The following is a 15,376-nucleotide window of genomic DNA, read 5'->3' on the forward strand; positions in this document are numbered from 1 at the left end:
TTGATGGCCGCCGGAGTGGAGAGCGCGACGGCCTTCGTTCTCGCCGTGGGAAGAAGCGGCGGAGCGGCAAGAAGAGGTGGTTCTCACGAGCGAGGACTGGATCGACGTAGCGCGTGATTCCCGAGAGTCAGGCTTCTTCGATGGCGGTGTTCGGGGTATCACCATCTACTCGCTCACGAATCTCGCAGCGACGTCCGCGGCCTCGGCCAACTTGATGGTCACTGCCGCATTCGGTGTTGCAGAGCAAGCACACCGGCTGCGGCGAGGGGATATCTCTGAAGTGGAGTTCCTAGAGAACGCCGAGCTCGTCACTCTCGAAGCCGGCGTGAGCGCCCTGTCATCTCTCCTCGGGCAAGCGCTCATCCCGATTCCGATGCTCGGCGCGGTGATCGGCACCACTGTCGGCACCGTTATGCACAACACGGTCTCGGTGGCGCTCTCGAATCGCGAAGCGGCCCTGCTCGAGAGCTACCGTGACGACCAGCGTGCACTCGATGAGCACCTGGGCAGGTCAGCACCGCGATCTCCTGGTCGACCTCGATACGAGCATGCTGCGCTACATCACACTGCTGGAGAGGGCATGGTCCCCGGACGTCGCGGTGGCGCTGGCGGGGGTCGGTCGAACTGGCGCGGGACGTCGGAATCGTCTCGGAAGCGATTCTCGACACGGACGAGAAGATCCAGTCCTACTTCCTCGACTGACACAGCCGTCCACTCTCGCCCGAAGAGACTCATTCCCACCCGCGAGCTAGGACCTTCTCGGGCGGCTCGATCCTCCAGCGTCCCGTCGCCTCCCGCCGACACTCCGACGAGGCGCAGGAGCGGCCCTAGCGGCGGTCGCGATCTGCGCGTCAGGGCACTGCCGTTCTCCGCCATACGTCGAAGAGGGTGCCCCTCGTCGCCAATCGAGCAACGCGCCAGCCAGTCGCCCCGATCCCCGTAATGGCGCGGAAGTCACTGCCGCGATGACACGTCGCGCCGCGGATCCTGAGAACTCTGTGGGCACCGGTTGACCACCGCCTGATTCCGCCCCGAGAAACCACCGCTCACACCCTCCCCTACGTGCCGCATTAGGGGGACAAGGCCCCTCCTGCCGCGACCGTATCTTGATCCAGCTCAGCTCGGACGGTCCGGTGAGCCGCGAGAAGGGGTCGGGTCATGACGGCAGTGCGCGCATCACGGCGCCGCCTTCGGCACCGCGGAACCACCCATCGCAGCACCGCCCTCACCCTCGTCCTCGCGCTCCTCGCCGCCGTCCTCGTCATAGGCCCGACCGCGGCAGAACGAGCCGACGCCGCCACCCTCCTCGTCCAGGAGTCGTTCGGCGGCACGAGCGTGCCCGACCCGGCGTGGCAGGCACTCGATGCCGCCTGCCTCACGAAGGCGACTACCGCCCCGCCCGCGGGGTCGTCGAACCTCGGGGTCTGCACGAACCGCGTGAACTCGCCGACGACGGGAGCGACCAACGGCTTCCTGCAGCTGACCGACAACCGCACCAACGCCAAGGGCGGCGCGGTCTTCAACAAGGCGATCCCGGCCGCGGGCGGGCTCGACGTGCTCTTCGACCAGTACCAGTACGGCTCCGCCCTCGGATTGAACGGAGCCGACGGCATCGGCTTCTTCTTGACGGACGGCTCTGGAACCTCACCGCGTCGGGCGCTCCCGGCGGCTCCCTCGGCTACGGCCAGTCGGTCGACCGGAGCACCAACCCCGTCACTTCGGTCAACGGCGTGAACGGCGGCTACCTGGGGATCGGGCTCGACGCCTTCGGCAACTTCCTCGAGCTCGGGCGGAGGTCTGGGCGACGGCTGCACGTCGACGCCCGCCGCGCCGGGACGGATCGCCAACTCGATCGTCGCCCGAGGCCCCGGGCAGGGCATCACCGGCTACTGCTACCTCGGCGGAGCGGTCTTCCCCGACGGCGGCTCGCTCCGCACCGGCATCAACCTGAACCTCGGCAATCCGCTGAGCTACGGACGGCACGGTCCGCGTCACCGTGTCACCCGCCGCGTTCCCCGTGGTCACCGTCTACGTCGGGACGGCGGCCGGGCAGACCGCCGCGCAGCTGAGGCAGGTGCTCCAGTTCACGATGACCACCGCGGCACCCGCCACCTACAAGCTCGGCTTCACCGCCTCCACGGGCGGGTCCAGCGACACGCACCTGATCCGCAGCGTCTCGGTCTCGACGATCAGCGACCTCGGCACGCTCAACCTGGTCAAGCAGATCGACCGGACGACCACCCAGCCTGCGAGTTACGGCGAGGGCCAGACGATCCGACCAGTTCGTCGTCACCAACACCGCCACGCTCGTCTCGCTCACGAACGTCGCAGTGAGCGACCCGAGGATCCCCGTGGTGACGTCCGTCGACGACGCTCCTCCCGCTCGGCTCCATGACCCGCACCGGCAGCAGGGTCGTCACGGCGGCCGACGCGGTGGCCGGTCCACTCGTGAACACGGCGACCGCCACCGCGGCTCCGGCACCACCACCATCACGAGAACACCTACCACCGTCACCGCCCCGATCACCACCCCCGCCCCCGCGATCACCCTCGCCAAGACCGGTGCGCTGGCCGACACCAACGGCAACACCCGGGCCGACGTCGGCGAGACGGTCACCTACCTCGTCGCCCGCAACACCGGCAATTGCGCTGACCGAGTCGCGGTCTACCGACCCGAAGGTCGCCGGCATCACGCCGACCACCGCGCAGATCGCGCCGGGCGGGCAGGCGACCTTCACCTCCGCTCCGTACACGGTGACGCAGGCCGACATCAACGCGAACACGGCGCTCACCAACACGGCGACGGTCAGCGGGCGGACGCTCGCGGCGACTCCGGCGACTGTGAGCGGCGACCAGCACCCGCCACCACGCCCATCCGCTACGCCCCCGGGCTCACGCTCACCAAGGACGGGACGCTCAGCGGCACCGCCGTCGTCGGGGCGCGGATCACCTACTCCTTCACCCTGACCAACTCCGGCAACACCCCGCTCACCGCGGTCGCCATCGCGGACCCGCGGGCGGCCGTGACCTACGGCGCGTGGCCGGGGACCGCCGGCTCGCTCGGAGTCGGGCAAGTCCGGTCACCGCGACGGCGAGCTACGCGATCACGCAGGCCGACATCGACGCGGGCAGCGTGCTCAACACCGCGACCGCGACGGGCACGCCGCCGAGCGGGGCGGCCGTCACGTCCACCGCCTCGAAGACCGTCGTGCTCACCCGCGCGAACGACCTCGCCTTCACCAAGACGGCGAACCCCTCGTTCATCAGCGCGGCCGGCACCGTCGTCACCTACACGTTCCGCGCCACGAACACCGGCAACACCACCCTCACGAGCGTCGGCATCAGCGACCCGAAGGCCGGGCTCTCGGCGCTGAGCCTTCACGTGGCCGGGCACCGCCGGCCGCCTCACTCCGGGCCAGGTCGTCAGCGCCACCGCGACCTACACGACCACCGCGGCCGACGTCACGGCCGGCACCATCGCGAACACGGCGACCGCCACCGCCACTCCGCCCACGGGACCCGCGTTCACCCGCACCGCCTCCGTGGCGATCACGGTCGTGCCCGACCCGGTCGCCGACTCCGCCACGGTGGTGCAGGGCGGCTCGGTCGTGATCGACGTGCTGGCCAACGACGGGGCGGTCGCCACCGGCGCGACGTTCTCGCGGGCGCAGCTCTCGGCGACACCCAAGAGCATCGGAGGCGCGGCGTCGCCCGCGCCCGCCACTCCCGTGCAGGGGTCGGTCACCTGCGTCGACACCGGAGCGACGCGCGGACAGTGCACGTACCGCCCGATCGCCGCCTTCGTCGGCACCGACGTCTTCGACTACGCGCTGCAGAGCACCTACGGCACCTGGAACGTGCGCGTCACGGTGACGGTCACCGCGGTGAACCACGCGCCGATCGCCCGTGCCGACCGCGCGGTCGCGACCGCCGGAGGCGCGCCCGTCGCGATCTCGCCGCTCGCGAACGACACCGACGAGGACGCGGGAACCACCCTCTCCTTCACGGCCCAGGCCGCCGCCCGCGGCAGCGCCGTGCGGCAGCCCACCCCTACACTCTCGACCGACGGCTGGACCGGGACCGTCTCGATCGCCTACACGCTCAGCGACGGCGCGCTCACGGCGGCGTCCACGATCACCGTGTCCGTGGATCCGCTGCCCCTCACCCGCCGCGGGTTCCACGACACCGACGCCACGAGCGGGGCTGGTGGGGCCTGGGCACCCGGACGCGCTCGGCCGTCGTCGCGACCCCCGTCGCGAGCTGCACGGCCAACCGGCCCACGGTGCTCGTCTCGTGGGCGCCGTCGCCGGCACCACGGGCTGGACGCTCGAGCGCCGCACCCTCGGGCACGACGCCCGGCGCGTGGACCGTGGTCGCCACTCCCGCCGCCTCCGCCACCTCGTTCACCGACGACCGGGTCGGCGAGGGCCGCGGCTACCAGTGGCGGATCCGCCCCGACCTGCAGCGCTGGCTCGGCGTCGCCTCACCCGCCTCGACCGCCGTGACCACTCCGGCCGTCGTCTCGGCGAGGGGCTGCTGATGCCCGCCCGCCCCCACAGCTTCCCTCTGCGCAGTCCTGCGAAAGGAGACCACGCCCGCACCGGGCACTGACCAGAGAGGAACGGTCGCCATGACCTCCGCAGCACCCCGACCCACCCGCACCACCCCGTGGAAGAAGATCGCCCTCACCGGAGGTGTCCTGCTCGCCGGGAGCGCTCGCCGGCGCCGGCGCGTTCGCCGTGTTCACCGACTCCGACACCGCCGTCACGACCGTGGACGCGGGTCAGCTCGACATCGTCGCCACCGGCGACTGGGAGATCGAGGACATCGCCCCCGGCGACACGGTGCAGCGCCCGCTCCTGATCGAGCTGCCGAACGCGACGAACGACGGCGACCTCGTCGAGTCCGTCCGCTTCTACCAGGACGTCACGGCCGAGACCCTCGGCACCGACGACCCGGATCTCGCCGGCGCGGGCGAGTCGCTCGTCGACGGGGCGGACGGCCTCGACTACCGCCTGCTCACCTGCTCCGTCGCCTGGACCAACGACGACGCCGCCGGAGGCCGGCCCGTACGACTGCGCCGGCACCACGACGGTCACGTCCACGGGCAAGCTGTCGACCCTCGACGGCCTCGCGAACGCGATCGACTTCACCCCGGCCGACTTCGGCCTGACCGCGACCACCGAGGGCACGTTCCCCGTCGACACCGGCAACGGCGCGACCCTGAACTCGCTCGTCGAGCTCGTCCTTCCGACCGAGGCCGACAACGACTACGAGAACGCCGCAGCGACCATCGAGTACACCGCTGCCGCGATCCAGCGCGACGGCATCCAGCAGTCATCCTCCTGTCCGCGCCCGGCCTCCCCGGTCGGGCGCGGACCCCCTTCTTCCCCCGGAGTCACCATGCACGCCGCCCGCGCACTCGGAGCCGTCCTCGCGACGGTCCTCCTCGCGCCCGCGGCGAGCGGCCGAGCAGCGCGACGTCCTCGACGTGCGCGAGCGCTCCTCCTCCACGCTCGCCCTCGCCGACCTCGCCCCGGGCGACTCCTCGGAGTGGGCCGCCGAGGTGACCAACACCGACAGCACCGCGCACGCGCTCGCGGTCGGTTTCGACCTCGACGGCCCGCTGCTCACCGACGAGGACGGCCTCCGCCTCGCCGTCGACCTCTGCGACTTCCCCTTCGACGCCGTGCCCCAGGTGACTCCCGAGGGCCGCACCGTCGAGCGCTTCACCTGCGCGTCGGGTGACGTGCCCCTGGGCTCCGGCCCCGCCGCAGCCCTCGGCCGCCCGAGACCGCCCGGCCGATCGCCGAGGGCGCGACCGTGGGCGTCCGAGTGCGGGTCGCGTTCCCGGAGTCGGCGGGGAACGCGCTCGAGAACGCGGCCGGGTCGCTCCGGGTCGTGTTCTCGGTGGCGGGAGCGGAGGCGGAATCCGGCGCGCCGATCGCCGATCCGATCCCCGGCGCCGAGCCCGCCTCCCCCGGCGGCCTGGCCGTGACCGGCCGCGACCTCGGCGCCGCCCTGCTCGGCGCGCTGCTCGCGCTCGGCGCCGGTGTTCCGCTCGTCCGCCGCCGCCGGGAGGAGTCCGCGTGATCCGCCGTCTGCTCGGCGCCCTCGCCGGCGTGCTCGTCGTCCTGCTCGCCCTCGCGGGCGTCGCGCGTTCGCCCTCTCGGCCCTCGGAGTGATCCGCCTCGTGCCCGTGCTCTCGAACTCCATGGCCCCCGGCATGCCCGTGGGCTCGCTCGCCGTCACGATGCCCGCCGCGCAGTCCGAGATCCGCGCGGGCGACGTGGTCGTCTTCACCGACCCCACCGCCTCCTCGCGCCGTGTGATCCACCGGGTGACCTCCGTCTACTCCGAGGAGGAGGCGGCGCAGCTGCGCGACCACGACGCCGGAGAGCTCGCCCTGACCACGAAGGGCGACAACAACGCCGCCGCCGACCTGATCCTCACGATCGCCGACGACCGCGTCTGGCGCGAGGAGGCCGTCGTGCCGCTGCTCGGCTGGCCGGGAATCGCGCTGACGACACCGGAGGCGCGCCGCGCTGTTCGCGGCGGGCGGGGCGCTGGTCGTCACGGCCGTGCTGGTGGTCATCTGGCGGAGGCCGAGCGCGTCGGCATCCGCTCCCGCAGCCGGAGCGGCCGCTCAGCCCGAGCCCGCCGCCGAGGCCTCCTCGTGAGCCGCGCCGCCCACCGCGCCCAGCGCCCCCGCCGCCGGATGCTGCTCGCCGCCGGTCTCGCCGCCGCCCTCGTCCTCGGCGGCGCCGCCACGGCCACCGCCCTCTTCGACGCGCGCGACACGGCCGTCGCGGGCGCGCGGCCGGAGTCGTCACCGTCTCGTTCAGCGCCACCGCCACCACGACCGTCCCCGTCGCCGTGACCGGGCTCGTCCCCGGAGGCACCGCGCGCCGCCTCGTCGACGTCACCAACACGGGCACCGTCGCGGTCGCGGCCCCGCAGCTCGAGTCCTCGGCCCCCGTCGTGGGGGCGAGCAGCTCCGACGGCCTGCAGATCGCGCTCGACCGCTGCTCCCAGCTCCTGGTCGACCGACGGCGCGACCTGCGGCGGCACGATCACTCCGATCGCGCCGGACCGGCCCGCCACCGCCCGGATCGACCCGCCCGCCCCCCGCCTTCGCGGTCGGAGCGACGGATCACCTCCGCCTGACCCTGCGGCTCCCGGAGTCGTCGCCGACCGCCGCGCAGGGCACCAGCGGATCGATCGCGCTCACCGTCATCGGCGTGCAGCGGCCGGGCCGCCACGTTCGAGTACGCGACCGAGGTCGGCAGGGCTTCGGAATCCGTCGTCCGGGCGCTCTCCGCGCTTCCCGACCTCGGCTGCAGGACGGCGTCAAGGCCGCGCCAGCGCCGACACCGCCTCGTGGAACGTGTCCACGCCCGCCGCCACGCCCTCCAGGCTCAGCGCCGTCCAGGTCCCGCCGGTCCGCACCACGACGCCCAGCTCCTCCGCCGGCCGCGTCAGCGTGCGCCGCAGCTCCAGCACGAACAGTCCCGGCCGCGTCCTCGCGGACCTCGGGCTGCGCCGATCGGGCAGCATCACGCCCCCCCCTCCGTCCTCGCCCGGGAGCGTCAGCGGTAGACGCTCCACCCCTCTTGATCACGCGGGTCTCCTGGCCGTCGACCGAGACGATCCACTCGCCGTCCTTCTTTGCCAGGACCCGGCCGCGCAGGTACTGGGGCTCCCAGCCGTCGGCGCGCGGCACCCACTTCACGAATCGCGCGAACCGCCCCGGCGCTACGTCGTCCCCTCGACATGATCGACTCCCCGTCCTCCGGCGGGCCTCGCGCTCCGAGCCGGTCGCGCGCTCTCCACCGGGGATGTGAGGACTGTAAATCGGGGTCCTCAGATGTGTGGAGACCGCTGACTCCACGACGATCGTCTGGCACTGCCACCCCGTCCGCACTCGCGCGGACGCGGCCGCTCGGACGGGAAGCGAAGCGGTCGCGGAACCGGGGTTCCCCCTCCCAGCGCCGCCGTCCCTACCCCTCGATGCATGACCTCCTCCGATCGCGAAGCCCGCCTCGCCGACGTCTTCGCCGCGCTCGCCGACGCCCCGCGCCCCGAGCACGACGTCATCGACACGCATCGACACGCTTCGTGCAGGCCGCGACGCGCTTCACCGCGGCGGCCGACGCCGGCATCGTGCTCGCCGACGCCGACGGAGTGCTGCACGCCGCGGCCTCGACCAGCGAGCGCGCCGCCGAGCTCGAGGAGGAGCAGCTGGGCAACGACCCCGGAGGGCCCGCAGCCCGAGGCGTTCCACGGCGGAGAGCGGCCGGGACCCGGCCGACCTCGCCGCGACCGACCGCTGGCCCGACTTCTCCCGCACCGCCCTCGAGCGCGGATTCCGCGCCGTGCACGCGACTGGCTGCGCCACCGCGACCGCACCCTGGGCGCGATCAACCTCTTCACCAAGGAGCCCGGCCCCTTCGGCGACAACGACATCGCCGTGGTGCAGGCGCTCGCCGACGTCGCGACCCTCGGCCTCGTGTTCAGCGAGACGCTGCGGGAGCAGAACGACATCGCCGCCCAGCCGTAGCGGGCCCTCGACTCCCGCGTCGTCATCGAGCAGGCCAAGGGCGTGCTCGCCGAGCGGCAGAACATCAGCGTGGACAAGGCGTTCACCCTGCTCGGGGCACGCCCGTCGCACGGGCGCGAAGCTCCGCGACGTGGCGCACGGAGTGGTCTCGACGACCACCACGCTCTAGGGCCTGTCGAACGAGAGATCGCCGTCGCGAGCACGGCGTGACGGCCCGGTCGCCGCCTCCACCCCGGAGCGCCCCGTGGCGCGGCCGAGATCGCCTGCATCCGAGCGCGCGCCGCCGTCCGAGCGTCCGGGCACGGGGACCCCGCGATCCTCCGCAGCTCGTCCCGCGGCAGCCCGAGGTCGAGGGCGGTCGCCCGCCGCACGACGCCCCGGTCCTCGCTCGGGGCGGACCCGGCGCACGACCCGCCGATCCGTCTTCATCGGTCGCTCCTCCGCCTCGGCGACGTCCGTTCCCGCCGGAGCAAGCACCGCGCCGCTCCGGACTCCGACGCCGTCGATCCACCGAACCGGGCGAGCTCCGTGACGCGGCACGCGACCTCCCCGCCCGCGGGCCCCTGAGCGCAACCCCGCTCTCGCTCGCGCGATCCGGGGCGTAGGGTGGCCTACGCATCCCGGACCCCGATGCTCGGCCTGATCAGGCCTCAGTGGGCAGGGGGATCCATGGAACCGGTACTCGCACCGCAGTGGGAGGCGACATGGGCTTCCTGAAGCTCGCCTCGTCCCGCCCCTCCAGGTCGACGACGTCGCCCTCACCCGCCCCGAGTACGCCACGGCGATCCTCCGGCGCGACGGCGACTCCGGGCTGCTCATCTGGGTCGCCGAGGGCACGCCGACGTCGTTCGCCACCGTCGCACTGTCGGAGTCGACGCCGATGGTCATCGAGTACGACAGCGCCGACGCGACGGAGCCGGACGTCGCGTCCGTCACGCGCCTGCTCGTCCGGGCGCGCGGTGCCGCGGGCGAGTGGATCATCGGCCGGCTGGCCGACCGCGTGCGCTGAGCCCGACGTCCCGCTGGTGCGCCGTCCCGCTGCTGCGGAGCCGCTACACCGTCGGGATCGCCGCCGTGCACGGCGTGCTCGGGCTCGGGCGAGATGCGCAGACCCTGCGCGCTGTACGAGTCCATCAGCAGTCCGCACCCACTCCGGGTTGATGGACGGCGCCCGCCCGCCGAAGTACGTGAAGCGCAGCGGGATCGACGGGTGCAGCCACAGCGACGTGCGTCCGTCGCCCGCGGCTCCCGCATCGCGCCAGGAGAAGTAGAAGGACTCGCCCTTGCCGAGCTTGGTGCCGATCACGATCTGCAGGTGCGCGAGCAGCCGATCGTCGAAGTCCGCCTCGGTCGTCGAGTCGTAGATCATCCTGCCCATGGCCGTCCTCTGCCGCCGCTCGCGATCCCCGCCGGACCGCTGCTCGGGCGGAGTCGTGGACGCCCGCGCACCTTCGAAGCTACTCAGGGGCTCCCAGGATGCAACCCTGTGGACGGATGCGCACTGATGGGCAACCCGTCGATCCGCGCCAGACGCGTCGGCGCGGATCGACGACCGGAGCGGACTGCCGCGCCGCCGCGCCGACCTCGCTCTCGCACCTCTCGCCCCGGAGCGCAAGGGCCCGTCCGTCCGACCCCTGCCGTCCATATGTCCCCCCTAAGGTGTACCCACTCACCCCGGCTCGCCGGTCGTGGACCGGATCCGCCCTCGGCGATCCCGCGAGGGATGCCGACCGGCAGACGCCTCGCCCGTTCGCGGTTCCGCCACCCGGGGGCCGCCTCTGCGGCCGGAGCCCAGCATGGACCACCCCCACTCCTTCGGGCACCGCCCCAGCGGCGCGACGATCGGACTGCTCTCGACGTTCCCGCCCACGCGCTGCGGACTCGCGACCTTCTCGCAGTCGCTCGCGGCCGCGCTCGTCGAGGCGCACGGAGCGTCGATCCGCACGGTGCGCGTGATGGACGAGCTGGCCGTCCCCGGCTCCACCCCGCCCGCCCGCGGGCAGGAGGTGGTGGCCGAGCCTCGTCGCCGGCGACGTCGCGAGCATCGCGCAGGCTGCCCGCGCCCTCAGCCGCACCGAAGTCGCGGTGATCCAGCACGAGTACGGCATCTACGGCGGACCCGACGGGGCCGAGGTGATCGAGGTGATGGAGCAGCTGACCGTCCCCGCGGTGGTCGTCCTGCACACGGTCCTCGAGGACTCCGAGCCCGTCGCAGCGCCGCGTCCTCGAGCGCGTGGCCTCTCCTCGCGGACGCCGTCGTCGTCATGACGACCGTCGCCGCGGAGATCCTCGAGCGCTGCTACGAGGTCGACTCCGAGCGCGTCGCCGTGATCGCGCACGGCGTGCCGGTGTGGAGCGCGGCCGAGCGCCCGGTCCACCGCGACCGTCCCCGGATCATCACCTGGGGGCTCATCGGCCCGGGCAAGGGCCCCGAGTGGGGCGTCCGCGCCATCGCCGAGCTCCGGGCGGCGGGAGTGACGGCGCACTACACGGTCTACGGGCAGACCCACCCCAAGGTGCTCGCGTCGCACGGCGAGGCCTACCGCGACTCCCTCACGGCCCTCGTCGCCGAGCTCGGACTCGAGAACGACGTGGTCCTCGACGGCCGCTACCTCGACCCCGCCGAGCTCGCCGCGGCCGTCGCCGAGGCCGACGCGGTCCTCCTCCCCTACGACTCGCGCAACCAGGTCACGTCGGGCGTGCTCGTCGAGGCGCTCTCGGCGGGGAAGCCCGTCGTCGCGACGGCGTTCCCGCACGCCCTCGAGGCTGCTCGGCGGACCGCAGGGCCGCGCGGTCGCGCACGAGGACCCCTCCGCGATGGCGCACGCGCTCGCGGAGTGCCCGCCGCCGGCACCGCCCCCGCCCGGTCCACCGCCCTCACCTGGCCCGAGGCCGGCGGTCGCTACCTCGACCTGATCGGCCGCCTCCGCGTCGAGCGTGCGGCGTGACCGGACCGCCCTCCCCTACGCCCATCTCGATGCGCTGACCGACGAGCGGGGCCTCTTCGAGCACGCGCTGCTCGACGTGCCCCGCGCCGAGCACGGCTACTGCGTCGACGACGTCTCGCGCGCCCTGATCGTCGTGGTGCAGGAGCCGGAGCAGTCGTTCCTCACCCGGCGGCTGACGGAGCAGTACCTGCGGTTCCTCGAGCACGCCACCGCCGCCGACGGCTCGGTCCAGAACCGCATGAGCTCCGACGGCGTCCTCACGGACGAGGCGTCGGTCGGCGACTGGTGGGGCCGGAGCGTCTGGGCCGCGGGCGTCACCGCGGTGCACGCCGAGCTGCCCCTCACGCGCCGGCGGGCGATGCGGCTCTTCCTCCGTCTCTCCGAGCGGCGCTCGCCCCACCTCCGCGCGATGACCTTCGCCGTGCTCGGCGCGGCCGAGGTCTGCGAGGTGCGCCCGCACTCGGCCGCGGCGACCCTGCTGCTGGCCGACGCCGCCCCGATGCTGGCGCGAGGCTCGGGCGAGCACTGGCCGTGGCCCGAGCCGCGCCTCCGCTACGCCAACGGCTGCATCCCGGAGGCGCTCCTCGCCGCGGGAGCCGCACTGGGCGATCCTGTGCTCCTCGAGCAGGGCTTCCGTTCGCTGCGGTTCCTCCTCGGCGTGGAGTCGCGCGACGGCCGCCCTCGGTCGCCGGAGTCGCCGGACGCGGCCCGTCCGAGCACGAGCCGCTCTTCGATCAGCAGCCGATCGAGGTGGCGGCGATCGCGGCGGCCTGCGCCCGCGCGCTGACCCTCGAGGAGGATCCGCGGTGGCGGGACGGCCTCGCCTCGTGCTGGGCCTGGTTCCAGGGAGTGAACGACTCCGGCGCCGTGATGCTCGATGCGGCTGCCGGAGCGGGCTTCGACGGCCTCGAGCGCCGCGGCCGCAACGAGAACCGCGGAGCCGAGTCGACCGTCGCGGCCCTGCACACCTCGCTCGTGGTGCGCCGCGCCGCGGTGCTGCCGACCCGCACCGGAGCGCCGCTCGCCCCGATCACCCGGCTCGTGGCGGACGCGGGGTGACCGCTCCGCTCCGGATCGGCATGCTCGCCCCGATCGCCTGGCGGACCCTCCGCGCCACTACGGACCGTGGGAGCAGGTGACGAGCCTGCTCACCGAGGGACTCGTGCGGCACGGAGTCGACGTGACGCTCTTCGCCACCGGCGACTCCGTCACCCGCGCCCGGCTCCGAGTCGCGCACTCCTGTCGGCTACGCCGAGTCGGTCGAGCCGGTCGACGGCCGCGTCTCGGAGTCGCTGCACATCGCGCACGTGCTCGCCCGCTCGCGGGAGCTGGGCCTGGATCTCGTGCACAACCACCTCGACTGGCTGCCGCTGTCGCTGGCCGCGCGGTGGACGGTGCCGCTGGTCACGACCGTCCACGGCTTCTCCGGCTCGGGGATCCTGCCGGCCTACCGCGAGGCCCTCCGGTATCCGCTGACCGCGCACCTCGTCTCGATCTCGGACAGCGACCGCTCGCCCGAGCTCGACTACACCGCCACCGTGCACCACGGGATCGACGTCGACGCGTTCCCGGAGCCGGGCGCGCACGTCCGCGACGACCTGGTGATCCTCGGGCGCATCCATCCCGACAAGGGGACCGCCGAGGCGGTGCGGATCGCGGCGAGCGCGGGGCGGAGGCTCGTGATCTGCGGCCTCGTGCAGGACGAGCGCTACTGGCGCGAGGAGGTCGAGCCCTTCGTCGACGGCGACCGGGTCGAGTACCGCGGCTCCGTCGGCCCCGAGGAGCGCGCCCGCGTGCTCTCCGGAGCCGCGGCCCTGCTGCATCCGATCGGCTTCGACGAGCCCTTCGGGCTGTCGGTCGTCGAGGCCCTGGCGTGCGGCACCCCGGTGATCGCCTACCGGCGCGGCTCGATGCCCGAAGTCGTCGACGACGGGGTGACCGGCTTCGTGGTCGACTCGGCCGCCGAGGCCGTCGCCGCCCTCGAGCGGGCGGCGCGGCTCGACCGCGACGCGATCCGGGCGGTGGCGCGCCGCCGCTTCGCCGTGGAGCGGATGGTCGACGACTACCTCGGGGTGTACGCGCGCGTGCTGGCGGGTCAGCCCGCCTGAGCCTCGAGGTCGAGCTCCTGGAAGTCGGCGACCTCGCTCAGCCAGCGCTCCTGCACGAAGGCGACGTGGTCCGGATGCGCGTCGTACGCCGCGAACGCCGCCCGGTCGGCGAAGACCATCGAGAACTGCCACGCCAGATCGCTCTTCGGGCTGACCTGCCTGCTCACGGTGAAGTCCTCGACTCCGGGGATCCCGGTGAGGATGCGCCGCGCGCTCGCGAGGAACTCCGCCTCCTCGGCGGAGCCCGCTGGGTGCACGAGCGAGAACGCGACGGTGTGCCGCAGCGCCGCGCCGGGCGCGATCCCCTCGGACACCTGCCGGCGGGCGTCGTCGATCGTCGCCATCACCTGGACGACCTCGTGGTGCGGATGCGCGGGCGACTCGACGAGCCCCTGCGCGACGTAGGAGGCGAAGGCGGTGGCCTGGTGCGCGAGTCCGTCGTGCACCTCGGCGTGGCTCTCGTCGATCCAGGTCGCCGACTCGTCGCCGCCGAGGCCGCCGAGCGTGAGGGTGAGACCGCTCGGGCCGAAGAAGGGGCTGTGCACGAGCAGGCGGCCCCGGGATCCGACGATGAGCGCCTCGACGGGCAACGACGCCTCGAGCGACGTCGACAGCAGCGCCCGCGCGCCCGACTCCGTCTCGAGCAGCAGGTCGGCGCTCGCGTCGACGCCCGTCTGCTGCTCGATCGTGCCGGAGGCGGTGATCCGCGACGGCGCTCCGATCACCGATGAGGCGAACGAGATCGGGTACACGCCGGCGTCCAGCAGCGCGCCTCCGCCGAGCTCGCGGTTCCACAGGCGGTGCTCCGGGAGGAAGGGCATCAGGAATCCGAAGTCTGCGCGCACCAGGCGCACCTCGCCGAGCACCCCGCTCTCGAGCACCTGGCGGATCACGTCGGCCTGCGGCAGGTAGCGCGTCCACATCGCCTCCATCACGAGCACTCCGGCCGCGCGCTCCGCGTCGGTGATCGCGCGCGCCTCCCGCTCGGACATGGCGATCGGCTTCTCGATCAGCACGTGCTTGCCGGCCGCGATCGCGGCGAGCGCCTGGTCGTGGTGCAGCGGGTGCGGAGTGGCGACGTACACGACGTCGACGGTGTCGTCCTCGAGCAGCGCCTCGACCGAGTCGTGGACGGTCCCGATGCCGTGCTCGTCGGCGAACGCCCGGGTCTTCGCGGCGTCGCGCGCGGTGACCGCGACCGCGCGCTGGGCGGTGTGCTCGTGGATCGCGTGCACGAAGCGGGCGGCGATGCCCGTGCCGATCACGCCCCAGCGCAGCGCCGGCTCGGAGCCGGGATCGATCGGTCGCGGGGCGGGGAGCGTCACGGTCATGGGTCGCCTTCTCGTGGGGGCGCCGCCTCGATGCGCACAGGTCGTCCCGGCGACGCTAGCACCCGCGCCTGGCTGGTGTGGGAGCGCTCTACCGGGTGCCGAACACCGAGCCGCGCGGTTCCGGCACGGCGATCACGAGCGTCCGGGACTGCGCGCGCCACCCGCACTCCGGCCCCTCCGGCTCGCCGAGCAACCGCCACGACAGCGGCTGCTGCCGCTCGATCAGGACCTCGCCCTCGCGGTCCGCGATCGTCACCGTCGCGTCGTCCGGAGGCGCGGTGCCCACCTCGAACACCCAGCCGCCGTCCTCGTCCCGCGCGACCGGGTACGAGGGCGCCCCGTCCGGAGTCACCGCGTCGGGCCGCGAGCACACGCCGCCCGAGCACAACCGCACGTCCGCGACGGAGCCGCTCCCCCGGCCCCTCCACG

General features: G+C 73.4%; 18 protein-coding genes and 3 pseudogenes. 17 read left to right on the forward strand and 4 right to left on the reverse strand.

Features of this window, described 5'->3' with window-relative positions:
- Positions 1-1,158: 1,158 nt before the first annotated feature.
- From AC0CII_RS13440 to AC0CII_RS13490, 11 genes and pseudogenes are all read left to right on the forward strand, one after another.
- Entirely contained in the window at positions 1,159-1,734 is a 576-nt protein-coding gene (locus tag AC0CII_RS13440; protein ID WP_465229728.1) for a hypothetical protein, read from the forward strand.
- Complete coding sequence (locus AC0CII_RS13445) at positions 1,731-2,069, forward strand: hypothetical protein (RefSeq protein ID WP_465229729.1); 339 nt, start codon at positions 1,731-1,733, stop codon at positions 2,067-2,069. Before AC0CII_RS13440 ends, AC0CII_RS13445 begins: the two co-directional genes overlap by 4 nt.
- Complete coding sequence (locus AC0CII_RS13450) at positions 2,018-2,395, forward strand: hypothetical protein (protein WP_465229730.1); 378 nt, start codon at positions 2,018-2,020, stop codon at positions 2,393-2,395. Before AC0CII_RS13445 ends, AC0CII_RS13450 begins: the two co-directional genes overlap by 52 nt.
- Positions 2,392-2,967, forward strand: coding sequence for a DUF7507 domain-containing protein (locus tag AC0CII_RS13455; RefSeq protein WP_465230911.1), 576 nt, complete (start codon positions 2,392-2,394; stop codon positions 2,965-2,967). Before AC0CII_RS13450 ends, AC0CII_RS13455 begins: the two co-directional genes overlap by 4 nt.
- Positions 2,943-3,014: pseudogene (locus tag AC0CII_RS13460) on the forward strand (DUF7507 domain-containing protein); the annotation flags it as partial. The gene AC0CII_RS13455 and the pseudogene AC0CII_RS13460, both read left to right, overlap by 25 nt.
- Before the next feature lie 23 nt (positions 3,015-3,037).
- Positions 3,038-3,319, forward strand: a pseudogene (locus AC0CII_RS13465) (DUF7507 domain-containing protein); the annotation flags it as partial.
- A gap of 238 nt (positions 3,320-3,557) precedes the next feature.
- Positions 3,558-4,505 (forward strand): Ig-like domain-containing protein, encoded by a 948-nt coding sequence (locus AC0CII_RS13470; RefSeq protein ID WP_465229731.1) that lies wholly within the window; start codon positions 3,558-3,560, stop codon positions 4,503-4,505.
- A gap of 189 nt (positions 4,506-4,694) precedes the next feature.
- Positions 4,695-5,570 (forward strand): TasA family protein, encoded by an 876-nt coding sequence (locus AC0CII_RS13475; RefSeq protein WP_465229732.1) that lies wholly within the window; start codon positions 4,695-4,697, stop codon positions 5,568-5,570.
- Between the two features lie 253 nt (positions 5,571-5,823).
- Positions 5,824-6,093: a hypothetical protein gene (locus AC0CII_RS13480; RefSeq protein ID WP_465229733.1), complete on the forward strand. Its 270-nt coding sequence runs from the start codon at positions 5,824-5,826 to the stop codon at positions 6,091-6,093.
- A 106-nt stretch (positions 6,094-6,199) separates the two neighbouring features.
- Positions 6,200-6,880 (forward strand): signal peptidase I, encoded by a 681-nt coding sequence (locus AC0CII_RS13485; RefSeq protein WP_465229734.1) that lies wholly within the window; start codon positions 6,200-6,202, stop codon positions 6,878-6,880.
- On the forward strand, positions 6,877-7,167 hold the full coding sequence (locus AC0CII_RS13490; RefSeq protein ID WP_465229735.1) for a hypothetical protein: 291 nt from the start codon (positions 6,877-6,879) through the stop codon (positions 7,165-7,167). Before AC0CII_RS13485 ends, AC0CII_RS13490 begins: the two co-directional genes overlap by 4 nt.
- Before the next feature lie 183 nt (positions 7,168-7,350).
- Here AC0CII_RS13490 and AC0CII_RS13495 read toward each other — a convergent pair whose 3' ends face one another.
- Positions 7,351-7,560 (reverse strand): hypothetical protein, encoded by a 210-nt coding sequence (locus AC0CII_RS13495; RefSeq protein WP_465229736.1) that lies wholly within the window; start codon positions 7,558-7,560, stop codon positions 7,351-7,353.
- A 454-nt stretch (positions 7,561-8,014) separates the two neighbouring features.
- Here AC0CII_RS13495 and AC0CII_RS13500 point away from each other — a divergent pair, with 454 nt between their 5' ends.
- Both AC0CII_RS13500 and AC0CII_RS13505 read left to right on the forward strand, forming a co-directional pair.
- A complete protein-coding gene (locus AC0CII_RS13500) occupies positions 8,015-8,560 on the forward strand; it encodes a hypothetical protein (protein ID WP_465229737.1) in 546 nt (181 codons plus the stop codon).
- A 12-nt stretch (positions 8,561-8,572) separates the two neighbouring features.
- A pseudogene (locus AC0CII_RS13505) lies at positions 8,573-8,770 on the forward strand (ANTAR domain-containing protein); the annotation flags it as partial.
- Positions 8,771-9,203: 433 nt separating this feature from the next.
- Here AC0CII_RS13505 and AC0CII_RS13510 read toward each other — a convergent pair.
- Entirely contained in the window at positions 9,204-9,938 is a 735-nt protein-coding gene (locus tag AC0CII_RS13510) for a DUF7882 family protein (RefSeq protein ID WP_465229738.1), read from the reverse strand.
- A gap of 418 nt (positions 9,939-10,356) precedes the next feature.
- Here AC0CII_RS13510 and AC0CII_RS13515 point away from each other — a divergent pair, with 418 nt between their 5' ends.
- The 4 genes from AC0CII_RS13515 to AC0CII_RS13530 all read left to right on the forward strand — a co-directional run bounded on the left by AC0CII_RS13515 (position 10,357) and on the right by AC0CII_RS13530 (position 13,616).
- Positions 10,357-11,508, forward strand: a complete 1,152-nt coding sequence (locus AC0CII_RS13515; protein ID WP_465229739.1) for a glycosyltransferase — start codon at positions 10,357-10,359, stop codon at positions 11,506-11,508.
- Positions 11,498-12,295 carry a hypothetical protein gene (locus tag AC0CII_RS13520; RefSeq protein ID WP_465229740.1) on the forward strand — a complete coding sequence of 266 codons (798 nt, stop codon included), beginning with the start codon at positions 11,498-11,500 and terminating at the stop codon, positions 12,293-12,295. Before AC0CII_RS13515 ends, AC0CII_RS13520 begins: the two co-directional genes overlap by 11 nt.
- Positions 12,259-12,567 (forward strand): hypothetical protein, encoded by a 309-nt coding sequence (locus AC0CII_RS13525; RefSeq protein WP_465229741.1) that lies wholly within the window; start codon positions 12,259-12,261, stop codon positions 12,565-12,567. Before AC0CII_RS13520 ends, AC0CII_RS13525 begins: the two co-directional genes overlap by 37 nt.
- Before the next feature lie 248 nt (positions 12,568-12,815).
- On the forward strand, positions 12,816-13,616 hold the full coding sequence (locus AC0CII_RS13530) for a glycosyltransferase family 4 protein (RefSeq protein WP_465229742.1): 801 nt from the start codon (positions 12,816-12,818) through the stop codon (positions 13,614-13,616).
- Here the strand turns inward: AC0CII_RS13530 and AC0CII_RS13535 are convergent.
- On the reverse strand, positions 13,604-14,947 hold the full coding sequence (locus AC0CII_RS13535) for a Gfo/Idh/MocA family oxidoreductase (protein ID WP_465229743.1): 1,344 nt from the start codon (positions 14,945-14,947) through the stop codon (positions 13,604-13,606). The genes AC0CII_RS13530 and AC0CII_RS13535 overlap by 13 nt on opposite strands.
- An 88-nt stretch (positions 14,948-15,035) precedes the next feature.
- Positions 15,036-15,299 carry a hypothetical protein gene (locus tag AC0CII_RS13540; RefSeq protein ID WP_465229744.1) on the reverse strand — a complete coding sequence of 88 codons (264 nt, stop codon included), beginning with the start codon at positions 15,297-15,299 and terminating at the stop codon, positions 15,036-15,038.
- Positions 15,300-15,376 lie beyond the last annotated feature (77 nt).

The sequence above is a fragment of the Rathayibacter sp. AC182 genome, from assembly GCF_979253875.1.

What these genes read in the sequence shown, in the direction of transcription:
- AC0CII_RS13535 (WP_465229743.1), bottom strand. Translation starts at nt 14,947, where the DNA reads ATGACCGTGACGCTCCCCGCCCCGCGACCGATCGATCCCGGCTCCGAG.
- AC0CII_RS13440 (WP_465229728.1), top strand. Translation starts at nt 1,159, where the DNA reads ATGACGGCAGTGCGCGCATCACGGCGCCGCCTTCGGCACCGCGGAACC.
- AC0CII_RS13455 (WP_465230911.1), top strand. Translation starts at nt 2,392, where the DNA reads ATGACCCGCACCGGCAGCAGGGTCGTCACGGCGGCCGACGCGGTGGCC.
- AC0CII_RS13510 (WP_465229738.1), bottom strand. Translation starts at nt 9,938, where the DNA reads ATGGGCAGGATGATCTACGACTCGACGACCGAGGCGGACTTCGACGAT.
- AC0CII_RS13500 (WP_465229737.1), top strand. Translation starts at nt 8,015, where the DNA reads ATGACCTCCTCCGATCGCGAAGCCCGCCTCGCCGACGTCTTCGCCGCG.
- AC0CII_RS13515 (WP_465229739.1), top strand. Translation starts at nt 10,357, where the DNA reads ATGGACCACCCCCACTCCTTCGGGCACCGCCCCAGCGGCGCGACGATC.